At 43.2% G+C, this 25,569-nt stretch carries 25 protein-coding genes; 7 read left to right on the top strand and 18 right to left on the bottom strand.

Going from position 1 to position 25,569, the window contains the following annotated elements; genetic code table 11:
* Positions 1-25 precede the first annotated feature (25 nt).
* From IE165_RS13865 to IE165_RS13835, 7 genes are all read right to left on the bottom strand, one after another.
* A complete protein-coding gene (locus IE165_RS13865; RefSeq protein ID WP_189627237.1) occupies positions 26-1,414 on the bottom strand; it encodes an exonuclease domain-containing protein in 1,389 nt (462 codons plus the stop codon).
* Positions 1,415-1,499: 85 nt separating this feature from the next.
* Positions 1,500-2,231: a tRNA threonylcarbamoyladenosine dehydratase gene (locus IE165_RS13860; protein ID WP_189627236.1), complete on the bottom strand. Its 732-nt coding sequence runs from the start codon at positions 2,229-2,231 to the stop codon at positions 1,500-1,502.
* Positions 2,228-2,851, bottom strand: a complete 624-nt coding sequence (locus IE165_RS13855; RefSeq protein WP_189627235.1) for a TatD family hydrolase — start codon at positions 2,849-2,851, stop codon at positions 2,228-2,230. The genes IE165_RS13860 and IE165_RS13855 overlap by 4 nt, the downstream gene beginning before the upstream one ends.
* A 120-nt stretch (positions 2,852-2,971) precedes the next feature.
* Entirely contained in the window at positions 2,972-4,264 is a 1,293-nt protein-coding gene (locus IE165_RS13850; RefSeq protein ID WP_189627234.1) for an anthranilate synthase component I family protein, read from the bottom strand.
* 7 nt (positions 4,265-4,271) lie between these two features.
* Positions 4,272-5,543: an adenylosuccinate synthase gene (locus tag IE165_RS13845; RefSeq protein WP_189627233.1), complete on the bottom strand. Its 1,272-nt coding sequence runs from the start codon at positions 5,541-5,543 to the stop codon at positions 4,272-4,274.
* 131 nt (positions 5,544-5,674) lie between these two features.
* Positions 5,675-6,172 (bottom strand): Fur family transcriptional regulator, encoded by a 498-nt coding sequence (locus tag IE165_RS13840; RefSeq protein ID WP_189627232.1) that lies wholly within the window; start codon positions 6,170-6,172, stop codon positions 5,675-5,677.
* An 81-nt stretch (positions 6,173-6,253) separates the two neighbouring features.
* Entirely contained in the window at positions 6,254-8,461 is a 2,208-nt protein-coding gene (locus IE165_RS13835) for a RelA/SpoT family protein (protein ID WP_189627231.1), read from the bottom strand.
* A gap of 141 nt (positions 8,462-8,602) precedes the next feature.
* Here IE165_RS13835 and IE165_RS13830 point away from each other — a divergent pair, with 141 nt between their 5' ends.
* The 4 genes from IE165_RS13830 to gloA2 all read left to right on the top strand — a co-directional run bounded on the left by IE165_RS13830 (position 8,603) and on the right by gloA2 (position 11,038).
* Positions 8,603-9,244 (top strand): DUF4294 domain-containing protein, encoded by a 642-nt coding sequence (locus IE165_RS13830; RefSeq protein ID WP_229826565.1) that lies wholly within the window; start codon positions 8,603-8,605, stop codon positions 9,242-9,244.
* Positions 9,245-9,384: 140 nt separating this feature from the next.
* Positions 9,385-9,879 carry a glutathione peroxidase gene (locus IE165_RS13825; RefSeq protein WP_189627230.1) on the top strand — a complete coding sequence of 165 codons (495 nt, stop codon included), beginning with the start codon at positions 9,385-9,387 and terminating at the stop codon, positions 9,877-9,879.
* A 39-nt stretch (positions 9,880-9,918) separates the two neighbouring features.
* Positions 9,919-10,638, top strand: coding sequence for a bacillithiol biosynthesis deacetylase BshB1 (bshB1, locus tag IE165_RS13820; protein WP_189627229.1), 720 nt, complete (start codon positions 9,919-9,921; stop codon positions 10,636-10,638).
* A gap of 7 nt (positions 10,639-10,645) precedes the next feature.
* On the top strand, positions 10,646-11,038 hold the full coding sequence (gene gloA2 / locus IE165_RS13815) for an SMU1112c/YaeR family gloxylase I-like metalloprotein (protein ID WP_189627228.1): 393 nt from the start codon (positions 10,646-10,648) through the stop codon (positions 11,036-11,038).
* Between the two features lie 126 nt (positions 11,039-11,164).
* On the opposite strand, the gene IE165_RS13810 is transcribed toward gloA2, so the two are convergent.
* Together IE165_RS13810 and IE165_RS13805 are read right to left on the bottom strand one after the other, a co-directional pair.
* Positions 11,165-11,623: a MaoC family dehydratase gene (locus tag IE165_RS13810; protein ID WP_189627227.1), complete on the bottom strand. Its 459-nt coding sequence runs from the start codon at positions 11,621-11,623 to the stop codon at positions 11,165-11,167.
* Positions 11,624-11,811: 188 nt separating this feature from the next.
* Positions 11,812-13,818 carry a M13 family metallopeptidase gene (locus tag IE165_RS13805; RefSeq protein WP_189627226.1) on the bottom strand — a complete coding sequence of 669 codons (2,007 nt, stop codon included), beginning with the start codon at positions 13,816-13,818 and terminating at the stop codon, positions 11,812-11,814.
* A gap of 100 nt (positions 13,819-13,918) precedes the next feature.
* On the opposite strand from IE165_RS13805, the gene IE165_RS13800 reads away from it, so the two are divergent.
* The gene (locus tag IE165_RS13800; RefSeq protein ID WP_189627225.1) at positions 13,919-14,560 is read left to right on the top strand and encodes a hypothetical protein; all 642 of its coding nucleotides are present in this window, start codon (positions 13,919-13,921) and stop codon (positions 14,558-14,560) included.
* Positions 14,538-14,909, top strand: coding sequence for a hypothetical protein (locus IE165_RS13795; protein WP_189627224.1), 372 nt, complete (start codon positions 14,538-14,540; stop codon positions 14,907-14,909). Before IE165_RS13800 ends, IE165_RS13795 begins: the two co-directional genes overlap by 23 nt.
* Before the next feature lie 25 nt (positions 14,910-14,934).
* Here the strand turns inward: IE165_RS13795 and IE165_RS13790 are convergent, their stop codons facing one another.
* Positions 14,935-15,513 carry a PhnA domain-containing protein gene (locus tag IE165_RS13790; RefSeq protein ID WP_189627223.1) on the bottom strand — a complete coding sequence of 193 codons (579 nt, stop codon included), beginning with the start codon at positions 15,511-15,513 and terminating at the stop codon, positions 14,935-14,937.
* An 84-nt stretch (positions 15,514-15,597) separates the two neighbouring features.
* Between IE165_RS13790 and ypfJ the strand changes: the two genes are divergently transcribed.
* Complete coding sequence (ypfJ, locus tag IE165_RS13785; RefSeq protein WP_189627222.1) at positions 15,598-16,464, top strand: KPN_02809 family neutral zinc metallopeptidase; 867 nt, start codon at positions 15,598-15,600, stop codon at positions 16,462-16,464.
* Between the two features lie 230 nt (positions 16,465-16,694).
* Here ypfJ and IE165_RS13780 read toward each other — a convergent pair whose 3' ends face one another.
* The 8 genes from IE165_RS13780 to IE165_RS13745 all read right to left on the bottom strand — a co-directional run bounded on the left by IE165_RS13780 (position 16,695) and on the right by IE165_RS13745 (position 25,465).
* Complete coding sequence (locus tag IE165_RS13780) at positions 16,695-17,777, bottom strand: acyltransferase family protein (protein ID WP_229826564.1); 1,083 nt, start codon at positions 17,775-17,777, stop codon at positions 16,695-16,697.
* A 60-nt stretch (positions 17,778-17,837) separates the two neighbouring features.
* Complete coding sequence (locus tag IE165_RS13775) at positions 17,838-18,398, bottom strand: DUF4230 domain-containing protein (protein ID WP_189627221.1); 561 nt, start codon at positions 18,396-18,398, stop codon at positions 17,838-17,840.
* Between the two features lie 244 nt (positions 18,399-18,642).
* Positions 18,643-18,858 carry a hypothetical protein gene (locus IE165_RS13770; RefSeq protein ID WP_189627220.1) on the bottom strand — a complete coding sequence of 72 codons (216 nt, stop codon included), beginning with the start codon at positions 18,856-18,858 and terminating at the stop codon, positions 18,643-18,645.
* Between the two features lie 158 nt (positions 18,859-19,016).
* Entirely contained in the window at positions 19,017-20,090 is a 1,074-nt protein-coding gene (locus tag IE165_RS13765) for an agmatine deiminase family protein (protein WP_189627219.1), read from the bottom strand.
* Between the two features lie 71 nt (positions 20,091-20,161).
* Entirely contained in the window at positions 20,162-21,037 is an 876-nt protein-coding gene (locus tag IE165_RS13760; protein WP_189627218.1) for a carbon-nitrogen hydrolase, read from the bottom strand.
* 282 nt (positions 21,038-21,319) lie between these two features.
* Positions 21,320-21,829, bottom strand: a complete 510-nt coding sequence (locus IE165_RS13755; RefSeq protein ID WP_189627217.1) for a DinB family protein — start codon at positions 21,827-21,829, stop codon at positions 21,320-21,322.
* 74 nt (positions 21,830-21,903) lie between these two features.
* A complete protein-coding gene (locus IE165_RS13750) occupies positions 21,904-24,015 on the bottom strand; it encodes a S9 family peptidase (RefSeq protein ID WP_373297923.1) in 2,112 nt (703 codons plus the stop codon).
* A 55-nt stretch (positions 24,016-24,070) separates the two neighbouring features.
* Positions 24,071-25,465: an aminopeptidase P family protein gene (locus tag IE165_RS13745; protein ID WP_189627215.1), complete on the bottom strand. Its 1,395-nt coding sequence runs from the start codon at positions 25,463-25,465 to the stop codon at positions 24,071-24,073.
* Positions 25,466-25,569 lie beyond the last annotated feature (104 nt).

Raw genomic sequence — 25,569 nt, 5'->3', positions numbered from 1 at the left:
GTCTAAACATCCAAATGAAGCAAAGCTAAGACACTTCCAAAAGCTTAGGTAGATGATTGACCTTCTCCGGGAAACGCGCCGCATATTGCAGGACGATGTGTTGCATGTAAAAATTACTGATACATTTGTCGCGATAGGAAACAATGTCCTCGACAGTCGACCAATTGTCCATCGATTCTATAAAACCAAATGCGTAAAGTTTATCTTCCTTATAATAAATGTAGCTATTTTCGGTATCATGGCGACCGGTATCAAACAAAATAAATGAATGTTTGGCGTTTTCGAGGTGGTCGAAAACCCTGTTCATCTTTTCGCTGTATTCCGTCAGGGATGGAATCTGTTCATAGTCAATCTTCCGGTCTTCACGTGTTTGCGTGGCCGGTGAAAAAAATGTACACAAAGCCGGTGACAAAGAGAAAGTTTCCATAAGCTTGCTGAGAAAAAGGTTGGCTTCTGCGACTGTCTCGAAAGAGCGTAGACTTTGCATTTGGGGATTAATCTTGCTGACTGCTAGGCGATCATATCCGCGTATATCTTGATAGCGTATAAGCGTATATTTTGGTTCATACCGCTTCAGCGCGCGATTGTGAATTGGCCAGTGCTTCTTAATCAACTGGCATTCCATAAGCAAAGCCATTAATTCAGTTCCTGATTCTTCAAATTCAATGGAACAGATATCATTGATAAACTGCTGCCGTCGTAGGCCGGTGTTCGCCCCACTGAAATGGCTTAGCACTCGCTTCTTTATATTTACCGCCTTTCCAACGTAAATTATTTTTCCCTTTTTATCCCGAAATATGTAGATGCCCACAGTCTCCGGCATTTTATTGAATTGTTCGATAGATAGGTGTGTAGGTAAACGATGTTCGATGTTCTTCCGCAAGCCCTCATCAACATAGTTCCCTTTATCGCTCGCCAACAGCAGATCAACCAGCTTTGCTGTAGCCTCAGCATCCCCCATGGCGCGGTGTCTACCGGCAATATGAATACCGAAGTGTTTGCATATCGTTCCTAAACTATAGGAGGCATGTCCCGGAAAAATCTTTCGCGACAAGCGTACTGTGCACAATTTTGAAGCTTGCCAATCATATCCAGCTTGTTTCAATTCCTTTACCAAAAACGTATAGTCAAAATTGACATTATGCGCCACGAAAACTTTTCCCTGAAGCAGATGGTAGACATCTTCAGCAATATCTTCAAAGATTGGCGCACCTTCCACCATATCAGGCGTGATGCCAGTCAGGCTTTGGATATGCAGCGGAATCGCACATTGGGGGTTAACCAGTGATTGATAGCGGTCAATAACCTTTTTACCATTATGAATCAAAATCGCTATTTCCGTAATACGACTTCCTCCAGCATGACTACCAGTCGTCTCGATATCGACGATCGCAAAATGTTTCTGTCTATTCACTCTGCAATTATACTAATTAAATTAGTATAATTGCAGAGTGTCTGAAAAAATTAGGTTGATTTGACGCAGAAAATACGTCGTCCTGCTAGTTGATCTTTAACCCGATTAAATCACGGATTGCCACAGATGCTATGGCTCCTCCGAACGCGGCTGGCAAATAGGACATTGTGCCATAGGCCGACTTTTTGAAGTTGCTGCCATCTGTGTACAACAACGAATCCTTATTTGGGAGTTCAGTGGAAAAAGCAACCTTGACGCCGTCACGGATGCCGTGCTTCCGTAGCTTTTTTCGGATATGTTGCGCCAACTTACAGTTGAACGATTTACTGATGTCTGCAATACGTATTTTTGTCGGGTCAACTTTCCCTCCAGCACCCATCGAGCTCACGAAGGGAACGTTTGCCTCTAGCGCGCGACGGATGAAGAACAATTTTGGCGTAATACTATCTATTGCCTCTACACAATAGTCTGGTTCCAGGGCCAACAAATCAGGTATCTTTTCGGGAATAATAAAATCTTGGACTACATGTAACTTCAGTTCGGGATTTATTGACAAAAGACGCTCGCGCATTATTTCCGCCTTTGCAACTCCGTGATTTGTCGCCAGTGCGGGCAGTTGCCGGTTTCGGTTTGATGGATCTACCGTGTCACCATCGATAATCGTCATCTTCCCAACGCCAGCACGGCAAATGAATTCGGCAGCAAATGATCCAACACCTCCTAAACCCAAAACCATCACATGTGTGTGCGCCAATTTTTCCAAAGCCTCCCGGCCCGTTAGCGCTTCTGTTCGTGACAACCACGATAAATCTTTCATGCTCCTAGTTGATAATTAAATATATGTGTAAAGTTTTTATATATCTGTTCCTTAAATTGATCTAAGTCAATCTCACGAACGGCGCAAAAATACTTATAAATATCTACTATTTTAGTAGATTTATTGTCGGTTTCTAAGAATATCCTGTCCAATAACGCTTGACGCACCAAATCATTCTTTTTGCCAGCGAGAATGGATGTACCTAAACTGATGTAGTATCCAAGCTGGTAAATCTCTTGAGCCAAGTTAGGATGTTTTTCAAAGCCATGAAAAATAACGGGTACTTGCACTTTTTCTTCCCGTAAAATACGAAAACATTCTTGGTGAGCCCGAACACAATGAACAATTAAGGGCTTACCAACTGAATTTGCAAATGCAATTTGTTTTCGGAATACCTCTTCCTGCAAAATCCACGGGGTGTCGCATACTTTATCCAAGCCACATTCGCCAATCGCAAGAACTGAATCTTTTCTTCCATGATCGTGTAATGCATCAAGTTGAGCCGTAGGTGAGGAGTCAATATACCAAGGGTGTATGCCCAGCGAACAAGGGAGTGGGTAAAGGTAATTTTTAGCGATAATAATATTAGGCAAGGAGAACTCTTGGGCTGTACTTTCCACCGTACAATGGGTATGTATGTCGATAAAGGGAACACGCATGCCTCAAAGATATGTGTTTTCTGCTAAATTTTGATTAGTATAATTGCCTTCAGGTGTTTGTTGCAGTTTTCGGTGCGCAGGCTAATCTAAATGCGCGGACAAGGTTGTCAAAATAGCCGAGGCCTTCAATAAACACTCCTCATACTCTTTTTCTGCTTCCGCATGCAAAGTAATGGCACCTCCTGTATGAAATGATAGTCTTCCCTTTTTCATGTCGTACAAAATAGAACGGATAACTACATTTAGATCAAAATCACCATCGGGAGCAAAATAGCCGATAGCACCGGCATAAATGCCGCGACGGCTTCCTTCGTATTTTTCGCATAGTTGCATGGCACTTATTTTGGGAGCGCCTGTCATAGATCCCGCTGGAAAAGTATTTTTGATCGCTTGTACGTCGGATACTGTAGTAGCTTTCGTGCACGTTACAGTGGATATGAGCTGGTGGACCTGCTGGAAGGTATGTACCGCCAACTTGCGCGAAGCATCGACAGTGCCCGCTTTTGCACTACGCGTCAGATCATTACGCACCAAATCGACAATCATTACGTTTTCTGCGATTTCTTTTGGATTTTGCTGTAATGCGTTTATGATATCATGGTCTTCCTGAGGTGTTTTGCCACGCGGCGCTGTCCCTTTGATGGGTTGCGAAATCAATAAATCTTTTCTTTTGGCCAAAAACCGTTCAGGCGAAGCACATAGAACATATTGATCGTTTAGTTTAAAAAAGCAAGAAAATGGCATCGGTGATATGCTATTTAGTTTTTCATACACCGATAAAGGGTCTATAACCGCGGATTCCGCATAAAATTCTTGGCAAAGATTGACTTCATAAATATCTCCACGTCGGATATGCTGCTGCATGTTCTCGAACGCATGGAGATAGTCTCGTTTTGAAAAAAGTTTTTGCACGCGGATGTCACCGCGCTTCGGTAGATCTACCTGTGTTGGAATGGCCGTAGAAATTATACACTGAAATATGTATTCGGGATTTTCGGATTCAATTTCTACAGTTGCCCCTATGAAGCGAACGATTGTTGCGGGTACAAAAAAATAGAGTGCCGGAAAAACCATTTCACCGTTCAGACGGGGTGAGAGTTGCTCTACTTCGTTCCCCAGATCATAACTAAAAAAACCAAGCATCCACGATAGCGTATGCTTGGTTCTAAAATCTTCTAATGCAAGGAAGCTATCGTTAACACCGTCTGCGCGATAGCAATCTACTGCCTGTACGGCTAATAGCGCGTCTATCTTATGGTATTCATCTGCGTATCCGTTTGATTCCAAGAAGCAACATTCCGAAAACTGCTGGCACCAATGGAGCGCTTTCTTCTTGAACAATACAACATCAACCTCAAAAATGGCTTTTGCCATACTTTGCTTACAATGTTATCGTTTGGACACGATCTGGACCAACAGATAAGTATTTGATAGGCACCTCCAGCGCTTTTTCCAAGTAAGCTATATAATTGCTGAGCGCGGCTGGTATTTCAGCTGTTGAACGAATGCCGGTAATATCTTGGTTCCATCCTTCAACCTCTTCCAAAATAGGCTCCGCCGTGTTGGTGATGATTTCGTAAGGCATGTAATCGATTACCTCACCATTATATTTGTAGTGTGTACACACATAGATTTTTTCGAAGCTGTCCAATACATCAGCCTTCATCATAATCAATTCGGTAACGCCATTTAACATGATTGCGTATTTCAACGCCGGGATGTCGATCCATCCGGTACGTCTGGCACGTCCCGTGGTAGCTCCAAATTCGTGACCCAATTGGCGTAGCTTTTCGCCTGTTTCGTCGTTTAGCTCGGTAGGGAAGGGGCCGCCTCCAACGCGTGTCGCATAGGCTTTAAAAATTCCATAAACCGCACCAATTTTACCGGGGGCAATTCCCAAACCTGTGCAGGCGCCTGCTGTGGTCGTATTCGACGAGGTAACAAAAGGATAGGATCCAAAATCAACATCTAACAACGTTCCCTGTGCACCTTCTGCAAGCACCTTTTTACCCTCTTTGAGATAACTGTTCACCAAATGTTCTGCATCAACATGCGGAATGGTTCTTAAAAAGTCTATGGCTGCTAAAAAAGCATTTTCTTTCTCGCTGAAATCAGGAATTTCTCCGTAGTGGGAGAGAATCTCCAAATGTTTCGCTTTCAGTTTTTCGTAACGTTCGTTGAAATCCACCAAGGTGATATCACCGACACGTAGACCGTTTCTGCCGGTTTTATCCATGTAAGTCGGTCCAATTCCTTTCAAGGTAGAGCCAATTTTTCCCGCACCCATTTTTGACTCCGATGCTGCATCCAAGAGCTGGTGGGTTGGAAGGATCAGGTGTGCTTTTCTTGCCAAAACGAGTTTGCCTTTACCTACAGGATCAAAACCTGCCGCACGTAGGTTGTCCAATTCTCTTTTCAAGATGATTGGATCGATTACCACGCCGTTGCCGATTAGGTTGAGCGTGCCCTCGTTAAATATTCCAGATGGAATGGTGTTTAGGACAAATTTCTTGTTGTCAAATTCTAATGTGTGTCCGGCGTTAGGACCACCTTGAAAGCGCGCGATCAAATCGTATTTCGGACAAAAAACGTCCACAATCTTTCCTTTACCTTCATCGCCCCATTGCAGGCCCAAAAGCACATCAACTTGCATAATATTGGATATATTGAGATTTAAAATTAAATGATAGTTTCCACTCTCCCTAAAATATAAAAGTTCAGAAAAAAAAAGGCTCCGCCTCTCTTTCCTGAACAAAGGTAATACAATAATCTGCGATTACTGCATTAATTTGAAATTACAGCGGCCTTGCTTCCAGCAGGTGCTTCCAACTCATTTTTCTTTTGACAGTCTTCACAAACCCCATAAAGATTCAGCGAGTGATGCTTGATATCAAACTTTAGCAGGTCGCCCATCAAACTTTGAATTTGGTTGATGCGAGGGTCGCAAAATTCAACAACCTTGTTGCATTCGATGCAGATAACATGATCATGCTGTTTGAAGCCGTAAGATTTTTCAAATTGCGCCATATTCCGCCCGAATTGGTGTTTCGTCACAAGATCACATGAAACTAGCAACTCCAAAGTATTGTAGACCGTTGCGCGGCTAACCCTATATTTCTTGTTCTTCATATGGATGTAAAGAGACTCCACATCGAAGTGGTCTGAACGAGAATATATCTCCTCTAAAATCGCATAACGTTCCGGCGTCTTTCTTAGATTTTTGTTCTCTAAGTAAGCTTCGAAAATTTTCTTTACCGTTTGGTAGTTTTCGGCTTGATTCATACTTCTGTTTAAAATCCCTTACAAATTTATCATTTTCTCCTGTAAAAAACGATGGTTTTAATAATGATGACATTCGAAAGATTATAGATCTGCATCATAACGACTCACACCCGTTATGCCACTGATTTCCTTCAAGTTCTTCATCAAACTTTCCAATTGTTCGGTATCGTTTACAAAAACCATGATATTTCCCTCAAAAATTCCCTCATTGCTCGTGATGGACAAAGATCGAATGTTGACATTGAACTCTTGTGAAATCACGTTGGTTATTTTGTTAACCAAGCCAACATCGTCAATCCCCACGATACGCAGGCCGGTTAGAAAGGCAACCTGCGCCTGCGAGGATGCCCACTTTGCTTTCAAAATGCGATACCCATAGTTTGCCATGAGTTTCGAAGCATTTGGGCAGCTAGTCCGGTGTATCTTGATACCATCATTTACCGTCAGAAAACCAAATATATCATCACCAGGAATAGGGTTGCAACAGGGGGCCAATGTATAATCCACTTGCTGATAATCATCTCCAATCAAAATGGTATCTACATCTTTTTTATTTATTTTTTCAACGAGACCAGAGATATGCGAATTGAACTGGTTGTGCGTATGCTCCGGCGATTTTTCACTTGCTGCATACTCGCGCAGATTCTTAACGTCTATATTACCTTTTGCGACATTGTAAAAAAGTTCTTGTGAGCTTGGGTATTTAAAATAGTTTGCGATTTTGTTGATATTATCTGTGTTGTACGTGATTTTCAACGATTTTAACTTCCGTTCGAGAATCTCTTTACCGTCCTCAGCAACACGTCTTTTCTCCTCTTTTAACGAAGATCGGATCTTGGACTTGGCTTTGGCGGTTACCACAAAATTCAGCCAATCTTCTTTTGGAGACTGTTTGCTCGACGTTATGATTTCCACCTGATCCCCGTTTTGCAAAGGATGGCTCAACGGTACCAGTTTATGGTTTACCTTGGCCCCGATACAGGTGGCGCCGATATCGGAGTGTATCTCAAAGGCGAAGTCCAGTGCTGTCGCCCCGTTGGGCAGTTGTACGAGCGTGCCTTTCGGCGTAAAGATAAATATCTCGTCCGAAAACAAATTCATCTTAAAGTCGTCCACAAAGTCCAAAGCATTCTGTTCCGAATTGCTTAACATATTCCGCACCTTCTGTATCCATTGATCCAAACCACTATCGGAATTAGATTCCTTATATTTCCAATGTGCAGCAAAGCCTTTTTCCGCAATCTCATTCATACGTTTGGTACGGATCTGCACCTCTACCCATTGGCCTCTAGGACCCATGACGGTGGTATGTAAAGATTCGTAACCATTGCCTTTTGGCGATGAAACCCAGTCCCGCAATCGATCCGGATTTGGTCGATATAGGTCGGTAATGATAGAGTATACTTTCCAACATTCGGTTTTTTCTCGCTCTGTCGACGTATCTATGATGACCCGAATCGCAAATAAATCATATACCTCTTCGAAGGGGATTGATTTTTTTCGCATCTTGTTCCAGATAGAAAAGATAGATTTTGGCCTGCCAAAAACCTGCGCTTTTATACCTTGCTCTTCTAGTATGTCTTTTACAGGGCCTATAAAGTCGGAGACAAACTTTTCCCGCTCGGCCTTTTTTTCATTTAACTTGCGTGCTATAAACTTGTACGTGTCAGGATCGGTATACTTCATGGAAAGATCTTCCAATTCCGATTTGATGGCATACAGGCCGAGCCGATGTGCTAATGGGGCATAAAGATAACTGGTCTCTGATGCGATTTTCAGCTGCTTATGGCGCGCCATAAATTCCATCGTTCGCATGTTATGCAGCCGATCCGCCAATTTGATCAGAATGACGCGGACGTCATCAGCCAATGTAAGCAGCATCTTGCGAAAATTCTCTGCCTGCATGGAGCTGTTCGGATCAAAGATTCCGGATATTTTGGTGAGCCCGTCTATAATGCGGGCGACTTTTTTTCCAAATTGCGTTTCAATATCTAGCAAGGTTACCGAAGTATCCTCCACGACATCGTGTAGGAGGGCGCAAACAATAGAAGTTGTTCCCAATCCAATTTCTTCCGCAGCAATTTGTGCTACAGCAATGGGGTGATAAATGTATGGTTCGCCAGACTTGCGTCGCATCTCCTTGTGACTCTCTAAGGCCAAGTCAAAAGCCTTTCGAATTTCTTGTTTGTCTCCACGCTGTAAGGTTGGTTTGCAAGCGCGAAGTAAAGCGCGGTATCTCTTCCTAATTTCCTTGTTTTCTGCTTCAATGTCAATCACATAATCTTCCATAAACACGCTGAAAAAAGTTGCTTTTAAATATTTTTGTTTGTAATTTTATTATCGTTTTCCCGGAGGTCTACTAACGGTTGGAAACAATATATAAATATAGCAAATATTTCACAGATATAAAAAAACGTAATTTTCCATTTCATGATGACGAGGATTCTAGTGTTGGGCTTTTTGCTAATGTTCCTGCCGGAAAAAGGCAAGAGCCAAGCGCTGCAGGTTCCGCATTATGGGGATGGAGAAGGGGAGGTTTTGCAGCAATATATGACTACGAAATTAGCGTCTGGTGAGGTGCTTCCTTGGTTTCCCATTCAGGATGTTGTCGTAGTTGCGAGACGGACATTTAAGACCGAAGAAGATAGACAGCGCTATCTCCGTCTGGAAAGGAACGTGCTTCGGGTTTTACCGTACGCTATTTATGCGCAGAAGCGGTACGAACAGCTCGATAGGGAGCTAGCGATGGTATCTTCCAAACGGGAGGAAAATCGATTGATCAAAGCGTGCGAACAGGAAATAAAGAATAAGTTCAATGCAGAAATAAAAAACCTCAGTGTTTCGCAAGGACAGATCTTGATTAAGCTTGTGCAACGACAGACTGGTAATACGAGTTACGAGCTGGTTAAGGAAATGAAAGGTAGCTTGTCTGCTTTTTTCTATCAAGGTGTTGCAAAAGTATTCGGACATAATCTCAAATCGGTGTACGATCCACAAGAGGATTTTGAAATAGAAAATATTATTCGCGGCTATGAACGCGTAAGACCCGTGAAAAATCTTTACAACTACTAGCGCGGTCGCAGCGAGTGTGTCGTCTTCACAGATCTTGAAGGAGCTACGATATAGATATACCGGCTGCTAACTAATAAATCAATAGGTGCGCAGTATGCCCTACTTATCACCAATACAGTAAAATAAACCAAGGAGGAGATATGCAAACGGTCTATGACTTTAATGGCTTACAGTTCAACGGCGAAAAAAAGTCGTTGCGAGATTTTTCTGGCAAGGTTTTGCTTATTGTGAATACCGCCAGCCGCTGTTTTTTTACCAAACAATTCCAAGGACTAGAAAAGCTGTATCAATCTTACAAAGATCGCGGTTTCGAAATATTGGCCTTTCCATCCAATGACTTTCGACAACAGGAACCGATGACAGGTTTGCAGCTGGAAACGTTCTGTCGTATACATGAGCAGGTGACTTTTCCAGTTTTTAAACGGATACATGTCGTTGGTAAATATTGCGACCCGCTCTATAAATTTTTATCCGACAAATCGCTGAATGGGACGATGGGCGTTCGTCCGTATTGGAATTTCCATAAATACTTGATCGATAAGCAGGGAAGGGTTAGTGATTACTTTTTTAGCTTTACTCATCCACAATCCCCCCGCGTTATGACAAAAATAGAACAATTGATTGCGGAACAATAAACGTTTAAACTTTTATATTTGCGCCTTAAAGGAACTTTTATGAAGTTGGATCTTATGGTTATAACGGTTCATCCCGATGACGCTGAGCTTGGCGCAGCGGGGACCATTGCAAAATATGTGGCGGCTGGTAAGTGGGTCGGTATCGTAGATTTGACGCGGGGTGAACTGGGGACGCGTGGAACTGCGGAAACGCGAAAGAAAGAGGCGGCCCTCGCGGCGGAAATATTAGGTGTTCACGTTCGTGAAAATCTTAACCTTCGAGACGGTTTTTTTATGAATGATGAAGAAAACCAACTATCCGTTATCCGGGCCATACGTAAATATCAACCGGAGATCGTCATTACCAATGCGTTGGAAGATCGCCATCCGGACCATGGCCGTGCCAGTAAACTGGTGAACGACGCGCTTTTTTTAAGTGGTTTGCGTCGAATAGAAACCGCCTTGGATGGACAGGTACAGGAAGCCTTTAGGCCTCGTCTGCAACTTCAGCTGGTACAAGACAAGTATATACAACCGGATATACTCATTGACATCACCCCGTTTTGGTCGATCAAGGAGAAATCTATTTTGGCTTATGGTACCCAGTTTAATGCAAGTGAGGGCGATACCGAGCCAATGACCTATATTTCTAATCCGGATTTTATGGAATCCACGAAAGGCCGCGCATCCGAATTTGGGCGCAGTATTCAAGTTCGGTATGCAGAAGGGTTTACGTCACGCAGAATTTTGGGCGTGACAGATATTTTTCAACTCCTATAAATTTCGTATGTCGCTATCGTTGAAAGCTGTGCATCATATTGCGATCATCTGCAGCGATTACAAAAAATCGATCGCCTTCTACAGGGATATTCTTGGTTTAGCGTTGCTATCGGAAACGTATCGGCCGGATCGTCAATCGTATAAAGCAGATTTAGCATTGGAGGGTCGATATATTATCGAGTTATTCTCCTTTCCATCACCACCATCACGATTATCTTATCCTGAAGCTGTAGGACTCCGCCATTTGGCTTTCACCGTAGATGACGTTTCCGAGACAGTTAACATACTGACTGGTCGCGGAGTGGTTTGCGAACCCATACGTCGGGACAAGCAGACCGGTAAAAGGTTTTTTTTTACCGCGGATCCGGATGGGCTACCTATCGAATTTTACGAATGTTAGTAGTGGGATTTTGATCGTTTAAAAACGGTCAAATTGATATCGATAGAACAATGTTTACCGTCCTAAGTATACGAAGAAGCGTTGTTCTATCGATGCTGAAGCTTGTAGACGTTTTTGATAAGGTAATTACGCGAAATGGTAAAGAAAAACGACGTCACCGACGTACGCTGGCTTCGCATTATCCTTAATGACCAAAGTCGCTTCTATTGTCGCTTTGACTACACCACGAAGATTTAATATGGATTTCACTTTTGCCCGAAGCTGTACTTCGTTGTTCACTAAGACGGGTTGTCCAAATTTAAGATTTTCTATCCCGTAGTTTATTTCCATCTTTACATTGCGAACATCAGCTATTTGTTTCCACAGGTAAGGTATTAACGACAAGGTCAAATAACCGTGTGCAATAGTGGATTTGAACGGTCCGTCTTTTTCAGCTTTTTCCTTGTCTACATGTATCCATTGATGATCTAAGGTAGCATCAGCAAACTTATTGATTTGCGCTTGATCAATGATATGCCAATCTGATTCGCCAAGTGCTTTCCCCTCATGCGATTTGTATTCTTCAAAATTGTTTATTATTACCATGCGAGAAATTTGTTTTCCTGTATTACATTACTTGTATTCATGGCCTAAATGTATCAAAAAGTATCGATATTGGAACCGCCATGTGAGAAATTTTCCAATTTCGTATATACATGCCTAGCGGCAACGCAAGTACGCTAATTAAATAATAAAGCCGGCTACATATGAGCCGGCTTTGCAGTTTTGTCACGCTACCAAATCTTGATTCGATCTTGTTTTGCTTTGTAGAGTTTATCGCCTGGTTTTGTTTTGAAAGCTTCGTGGAAAGCATCCAAATTAATGATGGGTGCGAATGCACGATATTGCGCAGGGGAGTGGGGATCGGTCTTAACTTGGTTGACGACAAATTCGTCTGTCGTTTTCGTTCTCCATATGGTTGCCCAAGAGAGGAAGAAACGTTGCTCCGGCGTAAAGCCGTCAATAAGACCGGGATTGCCTTTGTCTTTCAGGTACATTTTAAGCGCATCAAACGCGACGGACGATCCGCCAAGGTCACCAATATTTTCCCCCAACGTAAAGCGGCCGTTGACAAAGACACCTGGTACGGGTTCATACGATTCAAACTGGGCTACTAAAGCGTCCGTAGCCGCCTCAAACTTCTCTTTGTCTGCCTCAGTCCACCAATTGTTCAAGTTGCCATTCCCATCGTACTGCGAACCTGAATCGTCAAATCCGTGTGAAAGCTCGTGGCCAATTACCGCTCCGATGCCGCCAAAATTTACCGCAGCGTCTGCTTTGTAATCGTAAAACGGCACTTGCAATATTGCTGCAGGAAACACGATCTCGTTGAACAGCGGACTGTAATAAGCATTTACCGTTTGTGGTGTCATACCCCATTCGGTTTTATCTACTGGTTTTCCTTGTTTTGCTAAATTTTCTTGGAAGCTCCAACGACTGATCCCTTTAATGTTGTCGAACAAGGAACTGCCGACAGCTAGCTTGGAATAGTCTTTCCATTTATCTGTATAGCCAATCTTTACTTTAAATTTAGCGAGCTTCTCCAAGGCTTTGACCTTGGTTTCATCCGACATCCAGTCCAAGCTTTGGATGTGCATGTTAAAGGATTTTACGAGGTACTGCACCATTTCCTCACAGGCTGCTTTCGCTTCTGGTGGGAAATTTTCCTTCACGTAAAGCTTGCCTAAAAGTTCGCCGACGGTTCCATTCACAAACTCTAGTCCGCGTTTTTCCAATTCACGTTGTTCTTTTTGACCGCGTAGCTTTCTGCCATAAAAATCAAACGACAATTCATCCAGTTCTTTGGTTAGGTATCCCGTTGCGTCGTTCATAACATTGAACTTCAGATATTCTTTGATAACCGGAAGGTTTTCTTGGTTCACTATCTTGTCCAAATTTTGGTAGTACTTAAGCTCGCCAATAATCACCGTGTCTGCAGTGAATCCCAATTGCTTGATGTAACCTGCGATGTCTACATTTTTTACCATCTTACCAAGATCGGCTACGGCAACTGGATTGTAGCGTTTTTGGGCGTCGCGCGACTCTTCAATTGTCTTTAGGTAAGATGCGATTTCCTTCTCAAAGGCCAGCACTTTCGGTCCTTTAAGATCGCGCGTGCGTTGGTCTACTTTGCTGTATAAAGTCGATATAAACTGTGCATATTGCGCCAGCGTCTCGGTGTTTTTCTCGTCTACTTTTTGGTAGTATGATCGACCGAGTCCCAATCCGCCGCCACCAAGATAAACAGCGTTGATATCGCTGTTTTTCATGTGCGCAGATACATATGCGCTGAAAAAGGGATTTCCTCGCTCAGGACCTACTTCCAACAGGTATTTGTATAAGCCTTTGATATCTTTAATCGCATCTATTTTTGCCAGATAAGGCTTAATCGGAGAAATGCCCAGCTTGTTCCGTGTTTCGAAATCTACATATGACTTATACAGATCGGCTATTTTTTGCCCGTCCGAGCCTTTTTCGAAATTTGTGCTGAGCGATTCTTTCAAAATTTTAAGTACCGCAACATCCGTATGTTCACGTAGCTCATCGAACGAGCCCCAGCGCGCCTTGTCTGACGGAATTTCTACCGTTTTCATCCAATTTCCATTTACATAGTTGTAAAAGTCATCTTGGGGACGGACCTGATTATCCATATAGGATAAGTTAATCGCTTGATGGGACTGTGAAAAAGCGAATCCTCCCGACATAGCCACGATGGCTGTCATAGCAAGAATTTTTTTCATATATTGTTATTTAGTTTATCTTCGCAAATTTAACAAAAGTTGACTTAAAAAACCGTAACGATTGCGTAACATAAGTCGTGGATTTTGCGTATTTTGCCCTATGTATTGGGAGCTGGATAACCATAATATTGAGGTTCGGTTGCGAGAGTCGGGGACAATAGAGATTTTGCGATGGGATGAGGATGCTAAGATTGTATATATTCCTGCAGGCTTATCGCAAGCTGAAGCGATTTGGTCCATACGGAATTTATTACAGGAAAAGATTAAATCGGCTCCCCACGTGCCGCCTTTGCAGCTACATGTTTTTGGTAGGCCTTGGGCGCTGGTGCCGCAATGGCGTTCGAAGAGTTGCTACATAAAAAACGGAGCGATTTATGTTCACGCTTCTCGATTTAAATCTGGAACAGGGCAGTTACATGTTCTTGAGCAAGAACTCTTGCGCCAAAAGGTTATCGAGCTGATGGGAAAATGGGAAGATTTTTTTAGTTGTATATTACCTGATGCAACATTCCGTAAAAATGAACATCGCCCGTTTAGTGTTTCTCATACGAAAAAAAAGATAACCTTCGACAAAGGATTAGTACGCTCTTCTATGGAGCAGATCGAATATTGCGTGTTTCGAGCCTGCTGCCTTTATCTATCCGTTGAACCGAAGGCAATGGATGCTGTCATTCATCAGTGCTTTCCATCGGCCAGATTATTCGAAAAAATATTGCAACATGAGTATAAACGCTATAGTTAGACTGGAGATTCCGATAGCAAATACATTGTTTGTGCGATTACTTGCGCAACCTTCAAACTTGCTGGCTATTCTTTCCAAAGAAAATGTACGGCAGATCAGCGATCATGTCGTTGAACAGTTGAAGGATCGAGACGGTGGCCCAGTGCTTACAGACTTACACTTGCTCAAGTTTCGTTATGATGAGTCGACAGGTAAGGGGAGTTTTAGATTACATTTTCGAATTAGTCGCCAATATTGCTGTTCTGATATCAGTGGGTGCGCCGATGATTATCTAGATTTCAAATTTGTATACCGCAATGAAAATTTCGTAGCTGAGGCGGCCTATTTTCAATGGAGCCTAGATAATTAAGCTCCCTGCCATAAACCGCATTTGATTAACCTTTGCGTAGATATTTTGTTAAGATGATTATCGTTTGGCCATCTATTTTTCCTTCGATTTGCGCCACATTATCCGCCACAAGGCGAATATTTTTAACAACGGTGCCGAGTTTTGCAGACAGGGTTGATCCTTTTACATCCAATGTTTTGATGAGGACTACCGTGTCCCCGTCGTACAGCCTTGTATTGTTAACGTCTTGATGAAATTCCACTGTCCCATCTTGTTCATGATCACCGGTCTTCTTCGCCCAAGCAAGGGTTTCATCATCAAGATACAGCATATCTAAATTGTCTGCTGCCCAAGCTTCTTGTCGCATACGACTCAACATACGCCAAGCAAGCACCTGTACAGCAGGAAATGCAGACCACATGCTTTCCGATAGTGGTCGCCAATGACTGGCGTTCAGCTGTTCCTTTTTTTCAATTTGATCCAAACAGGTTTGACACACATAGACGCTAGTTTCTATCGTTTGTTGATCATGCGGAGGAACGGTGTAGACGCTTAAATTGTTATTGTGCGAACATAATTCACAGCTGCTGTTGCTTCGTTCTATAAGTTGCTTTTCAATCGACATGATACCGGTATTTTGTTGGCGAAAATACAAAATTAATAGAAGATATTTGGCCGACATTTTGCGGTGGATAACAAAAATGAAATTATGAAATGGCAAGGAGGCCGTAGAAGCGGAAATATAGAAGACAGGCGCGGCATGAGCGGCGGGAAGAAGTTTGCGTTCGGCGGAATTGGTGCTGTTGTGATTGTGATCATTAGCTTGTTTATGGGCGGTGATCCCACACAGATTCTTGAACAACTGCAGCAACAATCCGAGGTTAGCACATCGAATGAGCCTTACGAATCTTCCGAAGTAGAGGACAAGTTAATTAACTTCGCAGATGTTGTGCTTGCCAGTACGGAGGACGTGTGGGGGAATGTATTCCAAGCAGATTTGCGGCGCGACTATCCCAAACTTAGACTTGCGGTTTATAATGGAGCTGTCGAAACCGCAGGTTGTGGTGTTGGAAAGTCCAGCTTTGGCCCTTTTTATTGCCCCGCAGATCAACGAATCTATCTGGATCTTTCCTTCAACGAAGAGCTGCAACAGAAATATGGTGCCAAAGGAGAATTTGCACTGGCTTATGTGATTGCACATGAAGTGGGACATCATATTCAGCATGTGTTAGGGCTGCTCGACAAAACAAATGCCATGCGTGCGAAGTTAGACGAGCGTGCCTACAATAAAATTTCCGTCATGACGGAACTACAGGCTGACTTTTATGCTGGCGTGTGGGCTCATTATGCAGGTCAATATAGTGACGTAGAGCTCAACTACGATGATATCTTATCCGGCATGCAAGCCGCCGCGGCAGTCGGTGACGATCATTTGCAAGAACAGGCCTACGGTCGATCAAATCCAGAATCCTTCACACACGGCACGTCAGAACAACGGGCATATTGGTTCAAAAAAGGTTATGATACAGGTGATATCAATGCCGGAAATACGTTTGCAGATCCTAGTCTCCAATAAGAGAAACCGGGGGTGTCGAAATATCTTCCTCCATATCGCTACGCAGCTCTTGAAGGCGCTGCAGCAACCTATCAATCAAAAATCCTGATGCTAGGAACATCAGGATTTTTATCAAACTAATTAATAAATTATTATGAAATTACGAACTGCTATTCAAACGAAAAAGGATCGGTTTTAGTATGTGGTTACTAACGTCTTACTATAACGCAGGTGGTTAAATACCAGCGATATTAATCTTTGATATTCGTTTTCCATAGCATGTTTGCCATTTTTTTTCTTATAGGCTTGTCTATAAAACGCATTACGATATAGCCAAATGCTATCAATAGTAAAAAACCTACCGCGATGACGTAACTAACGGTGCCTTGATAAAAAGAAGGGCTTTGTAGGTACGCTCCAAAAGCCCAAATAACGCAATAGTGCGTCATGTACAAGGGGTAAGATAGATTTCCTAAAAAGCGGCATATCTTTTCTAAAGGATTGCTCAGCGATGCCCCGGCACCTAAAGCAATCAGAAAAGGGAAATACAGGATGACAACGATAGATTCGAAGAGCCAGTTAAACGTGTAAAAGGGCATGAAAAGTGCCGCTAGTAACAAGATCGTAAGTCCCACAAATCCTAAATTGTTTTTTATAATACAACGATTTCGGTAAAGTAAAAGACCTGCACAGAACGAATAGCCTAGTCTAATTCCACCTACTTCCCAGTTATCCTTACTCCATCCTCCCGAGAGGTTTCCGTAGCTATGGCTTAGGTAAAAGAGATAGATTGCAAAAGATACGGTGAGTATGAGAAGGATATTTTTCTTTATTTTGAAAAGGAATAGTGCATAGGCGACGTTGGCAATATATTCCCAAAAAAGTGTCCATGCAGGTGCGTTTAGACTAAAGAGGTTGAAGGCACGTTCCGGCAATACCGGATAGGGGATCAATAAAATGGATGAGGCAAAGAGCGTCAGAAGCTGAAGAAAGCTGTAATCTTCCCCTTTGGAAAATGGTGTAACAAGAAGTCCTACCAATCCTAATATGGAGCCTATCAGCACCAACGGGTGTAGGCGTATCAAACGCCCAATAAAGAATTTTTTTAATCCAATGTGCTTTATACGGTCATCGTAAGCATAGGCAATTACAAATCCGGATAGACAAAAAAAGAAGTCTACGGCGAGAAAGCCGTGTCCTACAAAGTTTTCCTTAAAATCGGTAATCAGCCACTCCATGAAGTGGAAGAGAACGATGACCATGGCGGCAATGCCACGCAAGCCATCCAGTATAAGGAAATGTTGCTTTTGTATTGTTAACGTTTCTGCTGACAAGCTTATCTAAATTTTAGTTCAATAAATCGAACACAAGATAAGACTTTACGCAGGAGATGCTTACTCGAATGTAAGGTTTATGCGTTTAAAACCTAATCCCTCTAACAATGGGCGAAAAACGTGCATAGCATTGTTCTTTGTCTGTAGCAATATGTCTGATTTGGCTACCTCTTTTTCTACCTGTCGTTCCGCGCTTTTAAAGGCTTCATCAACTAATGCTGCTTCCCGGAAGAAAGCCATCTTCGTATCGTAGACCCTTGAGCCTGAATGATCTATTTTTATGTAGCATATCTCTGGCGACGGAAGCTGTAGAGAAACGGAGTCTCCTTGAACCGAAATTTTATCAGGGTTTAATTTGGTAAGATCAATGCAACCAACTGCGTCAGCTTTCACAATAAGTAGAACGCTAGCATCCGGTAAGAAAGTGCTGATCGTTTTATGTTCTACCACGTCGCTTAATTTATATTTTACGAGCTCTAATTTGCCCATTGCCTCAATACGGTCCACCAATAGTTGATGACTAGTTTCTGAACGGGGACTTCCATCGTATTTTACCAACAACATCCACGCGATTGTTCCAAGGAGACCAACAATTAAAATGACAAATAAGAGCTTTTTCATAACGATGTCTTCAAAATAAATTTCAGCGCTTCAATACGTTTAGCGATATTCGCAAATTCTCAAATAAATCCCGATCCGCGATTGCTCCGTACATACCTGCCACCATACAACAATTTAAATCAGGTTTTGTTGTCATAATTAAAGCATCATTCACAAACAAAATTTTGTTAAAAGCAAATTTCTGCTTGATGCTCAGGCCTGCTGGATCGATCTGTACCCTTGCTGTATACGCTATTTATAAGATCTACAGATCCGAATCCAGATCCTTTTGTTGGATCTTTTGACTGAAGAAACGTAAGGCGGCATCCTTCAATGAAGTGGTGTCTAGTTTCCCATTAACCGTAAATTCGTCCAGCGTCGTATCGCAAAGAATCGAAATATCGATATTGAATGTTACTACTGGCGTTTTGTCTTCCTGGCTGACGATGGTGTCATTGATGTTTAGTTCCTGTATCTGCATAGCAATTCTTTTTTTAAGAACAGGGCTTACATGGAGATCGTTCAAATTAAAGTAAAAAAGCTAAGGATAGCGCGAAAGCGTGCGGTGAATGCAATAGGGTACTTGTTTTCTTTCCTTTGTATTCACGGTTTCCGACGCCGACTGTTTGGAAGCAATCATTACACAGCGGGCTCCTGTTGGCTTAAGCAATGGAAGCTGCCTAAGCCCCAAATAATATCAACCGAATCGATGCCAATTACTTTGCGTGTAGGAAAGCACGATTGTATGATATCCAAAGCACGTTGGTCATTTACGTCGTTAAAAGTAGGCACGACGACAACCTCGTTTGCAATATAAAAATTGGCATAGGAGGCGGGTAGGCGCGTGTCATCATAGATAACTGGTGATGGCATTGGGAGTTCGGTGATCTGTAAAGGACGGCCATCAGGTAGCCTTAATGTGCGCAACGTACGAAGGTTTTCTTGTAAAATTTCGTAATTGTCGTCGGTTGGATCATCTTCAACGACAGTAAGTACAGTGTCGTCACTAACAAAACGCGTGATATCATCGATGTGGCCGTCCGTATCATCGCCCACGATTCCGTCACCCAACCACAGTACTTGCTCTTGGCCATAGAACTCTTTGAGATATGTTTCTATTTGTTCTTTTGTCAAATGTGGGTTCCTGTTTTCGTTTAGTAAGCAAGCCGTGGTTGTCAGCACGGTTCCTTTTCCGTTGAACTCAACAGAGCCACCCTCCATGACGATATTTGGGTTGAACAACTTCAAACCAAACTCTGTTGCTATACGTGTAGGTACAACATCATCCAAATCATATGGCGGATATTTATCGCCCCAAGCATTGTAGCCCCAGTCCACAACAGCTTTTTCTTTTCTTTCTTGATGTAACAAAAAAGCGGGACCATGATCTCTACACCAAGCGTCATTAGTCGGGTTAAAATAAAACTCAACATTTTCTAGTCTTGCTTCCGCTTCTTCCAAATAGGATAGCGCAGATACCTTCATAGCCTCATCCAAGATGTTGATACGCACCTTTTGCCCCGCGGCGACAGCCGCTATGAATTTCGCATAGGGCGCATAGATGCTTTCAATTTTTCCGGGCCACGAAGCTTCTTTGTGTGGCCAACTTAGCCACATGGCTTCTTGTGGTGCCCATTCGGCCGGAAAGGAAAAGCCCAGTTTTTTTGGAGACTCTTCGAAATAGGTGCTATCGAAAGACTTTTTTTCTGACATAGTATAAAAATAAAGACCATTTCAATAGGGGTAAAGCACCTTATTGAAATGGTCATAAGTTATCATTGTTATTAATCTTCGTCTATAAATCTTTTAGTGATAGGCGCATAGGTCTCTATGCGGCGATCACGCAGGAACGGCCAGTGTTTGCGAAAGTAATCTGCCTGATTCAGATCCAATTCTATAACCTCGGTTTCTTCTTTGTCGTGGGAAGCAAGATACAATAATTTACCTTGTCCATTGGCGACGAAGCTACCTCCCCAAAACTTCATCGCTCCGTCTTGCTCGAATCCTACACGGTTGACAGAAACTACCGGCACACCGTTAGCTACCGCATGTGAGCGTTGTATGGTTTGCCAAGCATTGTACTGATCTTTATTCGTTTCTTCATCTTGATCGGTCGCCCAACCAATTGCCGTAGGGTAAAATAATATTTCAGCGCCCATTAATGCCGTAATGCGAGATGCCTCAGGATACCACTGATCCCAACAAATCAACACACCGATTTTGCCAAATTTGGTTTGGAACACCTTGTAGCCAAGATCGCCTGGCGTGAAGTAAAACTTCTCATAGAATGCCGGATCATCTGGTATGTGCATCTTGCGGTACTTTCCTAAGTAGCTACCGTCAGCATCCAAGATAGCGGTAGTATTATGGTACAATCCTTCGGTACGTTTCTCAAAGAGCGACGCGATAATAACAACGCCCAACTCCTTGGCCACGTCCGACAGCGCATCGGTTGATGGGCCGGGAATAGATTCTGCTAAGGCGAAGTTGTCGTAATCTTCTACGTCGCAAAAATATAAGGAAGTAAAGAGTTCCTGCAAACATACAATTTGTGCTCCTTTTTCGGCGGCTTCTCTAACCTTAAAAATCGCCTTGTCAAGATTTTCTTGTTTGTTTGCTGTACAGCTCATTTGCACCAAACCTACTTTAACGTTTCTCATGCCTTTATCCTCGTTTGTATAATGCTTAAAGTGCAAAGATACTATTATCCGAAGTAAAAACCGAAGTGCTAGGTAGCGTGAACGTAAAATTTCATATAGGAAGTAAGTATGCCAAAATCGTATTCAACAAAAAAATCCTGAAACGGGGAGTTTCAGGATTTTTCAAACTAACCAATTATAAACTAACCTATGAAGTATTTTTTTCTCGTGTTTATAGTAAAAACGCTACCACTTCATGATTCGTATATCTAAAGGTCTCCTTTAACAAATTTTAACGAAAGATCAAGCATTCAACCATTTCTCTTTCACAAGTAGCTGCCCGAAGTGTCTTTGGCTATGTTCCGCTGCATGAAAAAGCAAGCCAATAAGTGTTGTCGGGATGCGCTTCCTGCCAAGATAGCGCGCTTCACCGAGCTCGCTTACCGGCGTTGTAGCCAATTCCTGCAGCGCTTGTTCCATGCGTTCGCTCAGATCCTTTAGCAGGCATTTCTTATCTATTCCTGTTCGTTGCTTGCCTTCTCGTTTCAGATCATCAAATTGCAAGTCAGTGAGTCTTTCATTTCGCGCATAGGTGAACATGCGATCGATGACGCCCGTAATATGCTGTATATGAAACGCAATACATGCCGCACCGGCAGGGCTTTCCCATAGTTGTTCTTCCTTTACATTTTGCAGGATGCCTTGGATGTCCTCTTCAACCTGTAATAAGGCATGTGCTACGGGCTGAAGCAAAATAGGGATGTTGGGCAAAGGACCTCGCATCCACACTTCAGGCTGTTTTTGTTTTTTCATGGCTCAACGCAGTTAAGTTGGAGCGTCAGCATCTCGTATCATGCTGCGAATATCTGTACTCTTGCCTGCATAAATTATTTGGCGCCCGGCGGGCAATATTCTTTCAGGAAACGCGTGTAGATCAACCCCAGATGCTTCGATGTTCCTTCACCCTCGCTGATGGAATGGCTTCTGTTCGGATAGGACATCATTTGAAACGGGATGTTATATTTTATTAGTTCATTGATATATACTTCGGCGTTTTGATAGTGTACGTTATCATCACCGGTACCGTGAACCAGTAAAAGGTTGCCCTTTACATTTTTTGCGTAGCTAATAGCCGAACCATTTAAGAAATCCTCTTCATTTTCTTGAGGAAGTCCCATGTATCGTTCTTGGTAAATATTATCGTAGAGCAATTGATTGGTAACAGGCGCTATGGAAATTCCTGTTTTATAGATCTCTGGATATTGTCCCAACAGGTTAAGGGTAGAGGCGCCGCCCCCCGACCATCCCCAAACGGCCACACGTGCCGTATCGATAAAGCCCCATTTAAACACCTCTCTGGCGCCCATGGCCTGATCGCGGATATTCAGGATGCCGATATTGCGGTATATCGACTTCCGCCATTCCCTGCCTTTCGGTGCTGGTGCACCACGGTTTTCCAAAGAAACGTAAACATAGCCATCCGCCGCCATGTCGCCCATGTAGAGCCGATTTTTACCTGTACCAAATGCATCCGTTACCGTCTGCGATGCTGGTTCACCATATACGTAGAATACAACTGGATATTTCTTTGTTGAATCAAAGTTCTTTGGCTTCACCACCCAGCCGTCAAGGGTTACGCCATCTGCCGTTGTTACTTGAAAGAATTCTGTCTTGGCATCTTGTGCAGAGGCTTTGGCGACCTGTTGTGCCGGTGCCAACTCTTTGTGGTCTGGAAGCGATACCACCGCATTCGCGGCGCGGTATCCGGTGTTGCTGCTGTTAAAGAGCGCTATCTTTCCGTTGGGAGAAATCGTATAGCTGTTGGTGCCCTGCAGGCCGCTCGGAGTAACGCGACTCGCTTTTCCTCCCTTTAAACTGATTTTATAGAGATACTTTTGTGTCGCATTATCTGGCGAAGCAGAAAAATAGATGGTCTGCGTTTTTGCATCAAACATCTCTATTTGTATGATATCGAATGGCTCTTTGGTCACGAGCCTTTCCTTGCCTTGCAAGTCGATGGTGTAAATTTGGCGCCAGCCACCTTTTTCGGAAACCCAGATAAATTCCTTTCCGCCGTTGAGCCAATCCCAGCCGGCAGGATCGCCATCATTCCATCGTGACTTAATATCGATCCATGCTTTATCTTGCTCGGTATGGATAACGTTACTTTGCCCAGTAGAGGCATTGCTAACGACGATTTTACTTTCATTCTGCTTCCTGTTCAGCGTTTGGAAGATCAATCCTTTACCGTCAGTTAGCCACTCCATACGTGGAATATAACCGTCTGTAGCGGATAGTAAATCATTAACTTTGATGCCATTGTCCTTCTTTATGTCATGTATCCATATACTTGTTGGGGAAGGGGGAAGACCTACTTTAGGATATTCTACGGGGATAGTGAAGGCATAAAGACTATCGGTATTATTGATCATCAGAAAGTTTTTTGTTTGCCGTGCATCCTGCTTCCAGAAAGCTATTTTGGTGCCATCCGGCGACCAACGAAATCCATCTTGCGTACCGAATTCCTCTTCATAGGCCCAGTCAAAGGTTCCATTGATGATGCGATCTGTACCGTCGGTCGTTATTTTGTTGATTTCCTTTGTTTTGATGTCTTCTACATAGATGTTGTGTTTAGACACATAGGCGACCTGAGTTCCGTCAGGAGAAAACTTCGCAAACATGAGCGAAGCGGAAGGAAGTCCTTTTCCGAGTTGAACTAAGGTTTTCTGCTGTTTATCAAACAACCAATAATCGCCGCGAGTATTTTCGCGCCATACCCGCTGTGTGTTGGCGAAAAGAAGTAGGCTGTTGCCAGTGGGCGATACTTGAAAACTCTGTACGTCCAGCGCCGTACTTGCGCCGTCAGGAATTAGCTCTTTGGACGTCAGAAAATTTACGCTTTTCTCCGGTTGTAAAGGATTGATAATACCTATGCCTTCTTTGGAAAAAGAGTAAAATCCTGTTCCATCGGCTGTCCATTGCATCTGCGCTACCGCCATATTGGCACTTGCCGCCAAGAGAAGTGCAAGTGCGATCTTTTTTACCAAGGTTTGTTTAGGAAACATAATCTAATCTTAATTTTTCAATATCATCTGCTGCTTTTACGAGTTCCGGACCTAACAAACGGTAGCCGCTCGTGGAGATCAAGAAGTTGTCTTCGATACGTATGCCGCCAAAATCACGGTATTCGTTTACCTTATCGTAGTTGATAAAGGATGCGTGCTTGCCTTCGGCTTGCCATCGATCGATCAACTCGGGGATGATATATACACCGGGCTCTACCGTAACAACAAAGCCTTCTTCCAGTTGCTTACCCAAGCGTAAGGATTTTAGACCAAATGTTTGCGTATCCTTTGGCTGTTCCGGCGTGTAGCCCACATATTGCTCGCCGAGATCTTCCATATCGTGCACATCGAGTCCCATCATATGGCCTAGGCCGCATTGGAAAAACAAGGTGTGGGCATGCTGGCGCACGGCCTCATCAGGATCTCCTTTCATCAGTCCGATATCGATAAGCCCGGCTACCAATGTGCGGCAAGCGCTAATGTGTACGTCCTTAAAAGCAATGCCGGGGCGCAATAGTTCGCGCGCATCGGTAAAGGATTGCAGAACGATATCGTAGATCTCGCGCTGTTTGCTACTGAATGTTCGTCCCACGGGGAATGTGCGGGTTAAATCACCGGCATAGCCCATAGCTGTTTCGGCGCCAGAATCATTGAGTAGCATGTCACCGTCTTTCAAGGTGTTCAGTTGATACGAGTTATGCAAGATTTCGCCATGTATGGTCACGATGGGTGGGTAGGCCAAAGGCGCACCTTGATCGGCCGCTAAATGGCGTATGGCATTGGCCACTTCAATTTCCTTCATACCCGGTTTTGCCATACGCATCGCCAGGAGATGCATATCCACGGAAATCCGCAATGCCTCCTCTATCTGCGCGATCTCCTGCGTTTCCTTGATCGATCGTTGTGCTACAACAGCTTTGATGAATGCTTCTGAAGGTTTTAATTGCGCAATATCAATCGTTAGCAAGTCGCCTAAGCGGATCTTATTAGCAGATTGGTAGGGCGGGAGATAATGAATGGACTGACCAGACAACGAAGCCTTGCTGATATAATCTTTCAACGCCGACAATGGTCGGCAGTCTGTAATCCCCGATTTATCGCACTTCTCGCGCAATGTTTCCTGTCGGCCCATCCAAACGATTTGATCGATATTCAACTCATCGCCAAAAACAACGATCCGCTGGTTGTCTAAATCGATCACGGCGGCGAGGTTAGGCACTTGGATGCCAAAATAATATAGAAAGGTGCTATCCTGCCGGAAAGGGTATGTATTGTGCTCAAAGTTTATCGGATTTTCGATATTTCCAAGGAACAACAACAGGCCTGTATCCACATGATCTTGTAATATATCTCTGCGATGTTGGTAAGTAAGCGATGAAAACATGTAAGTGTTGTTTAATGTAATTGCAATTTATTCTTTTCTATGGTAGAATCTGTCGTAAATCTGCTAAAAAGGAAAACAAAATCATTCTCGTATTTTGCCTACTT

Source organism: Sphingobacterium griseoflavum, assembly GCF_014653155.1.
Classification (GTDB): Bacteria; Bacteroidota; Bacteroidia; order Sphingobacteriales; family Sphingobacteriaceae; genus Sphingobacterium; species Sphingobacterium griseoflavum.
Note: the sequence above shows the minus strand (reverse complement) of the source record. Positions and strands in the feature narration are given on the sequence as shown.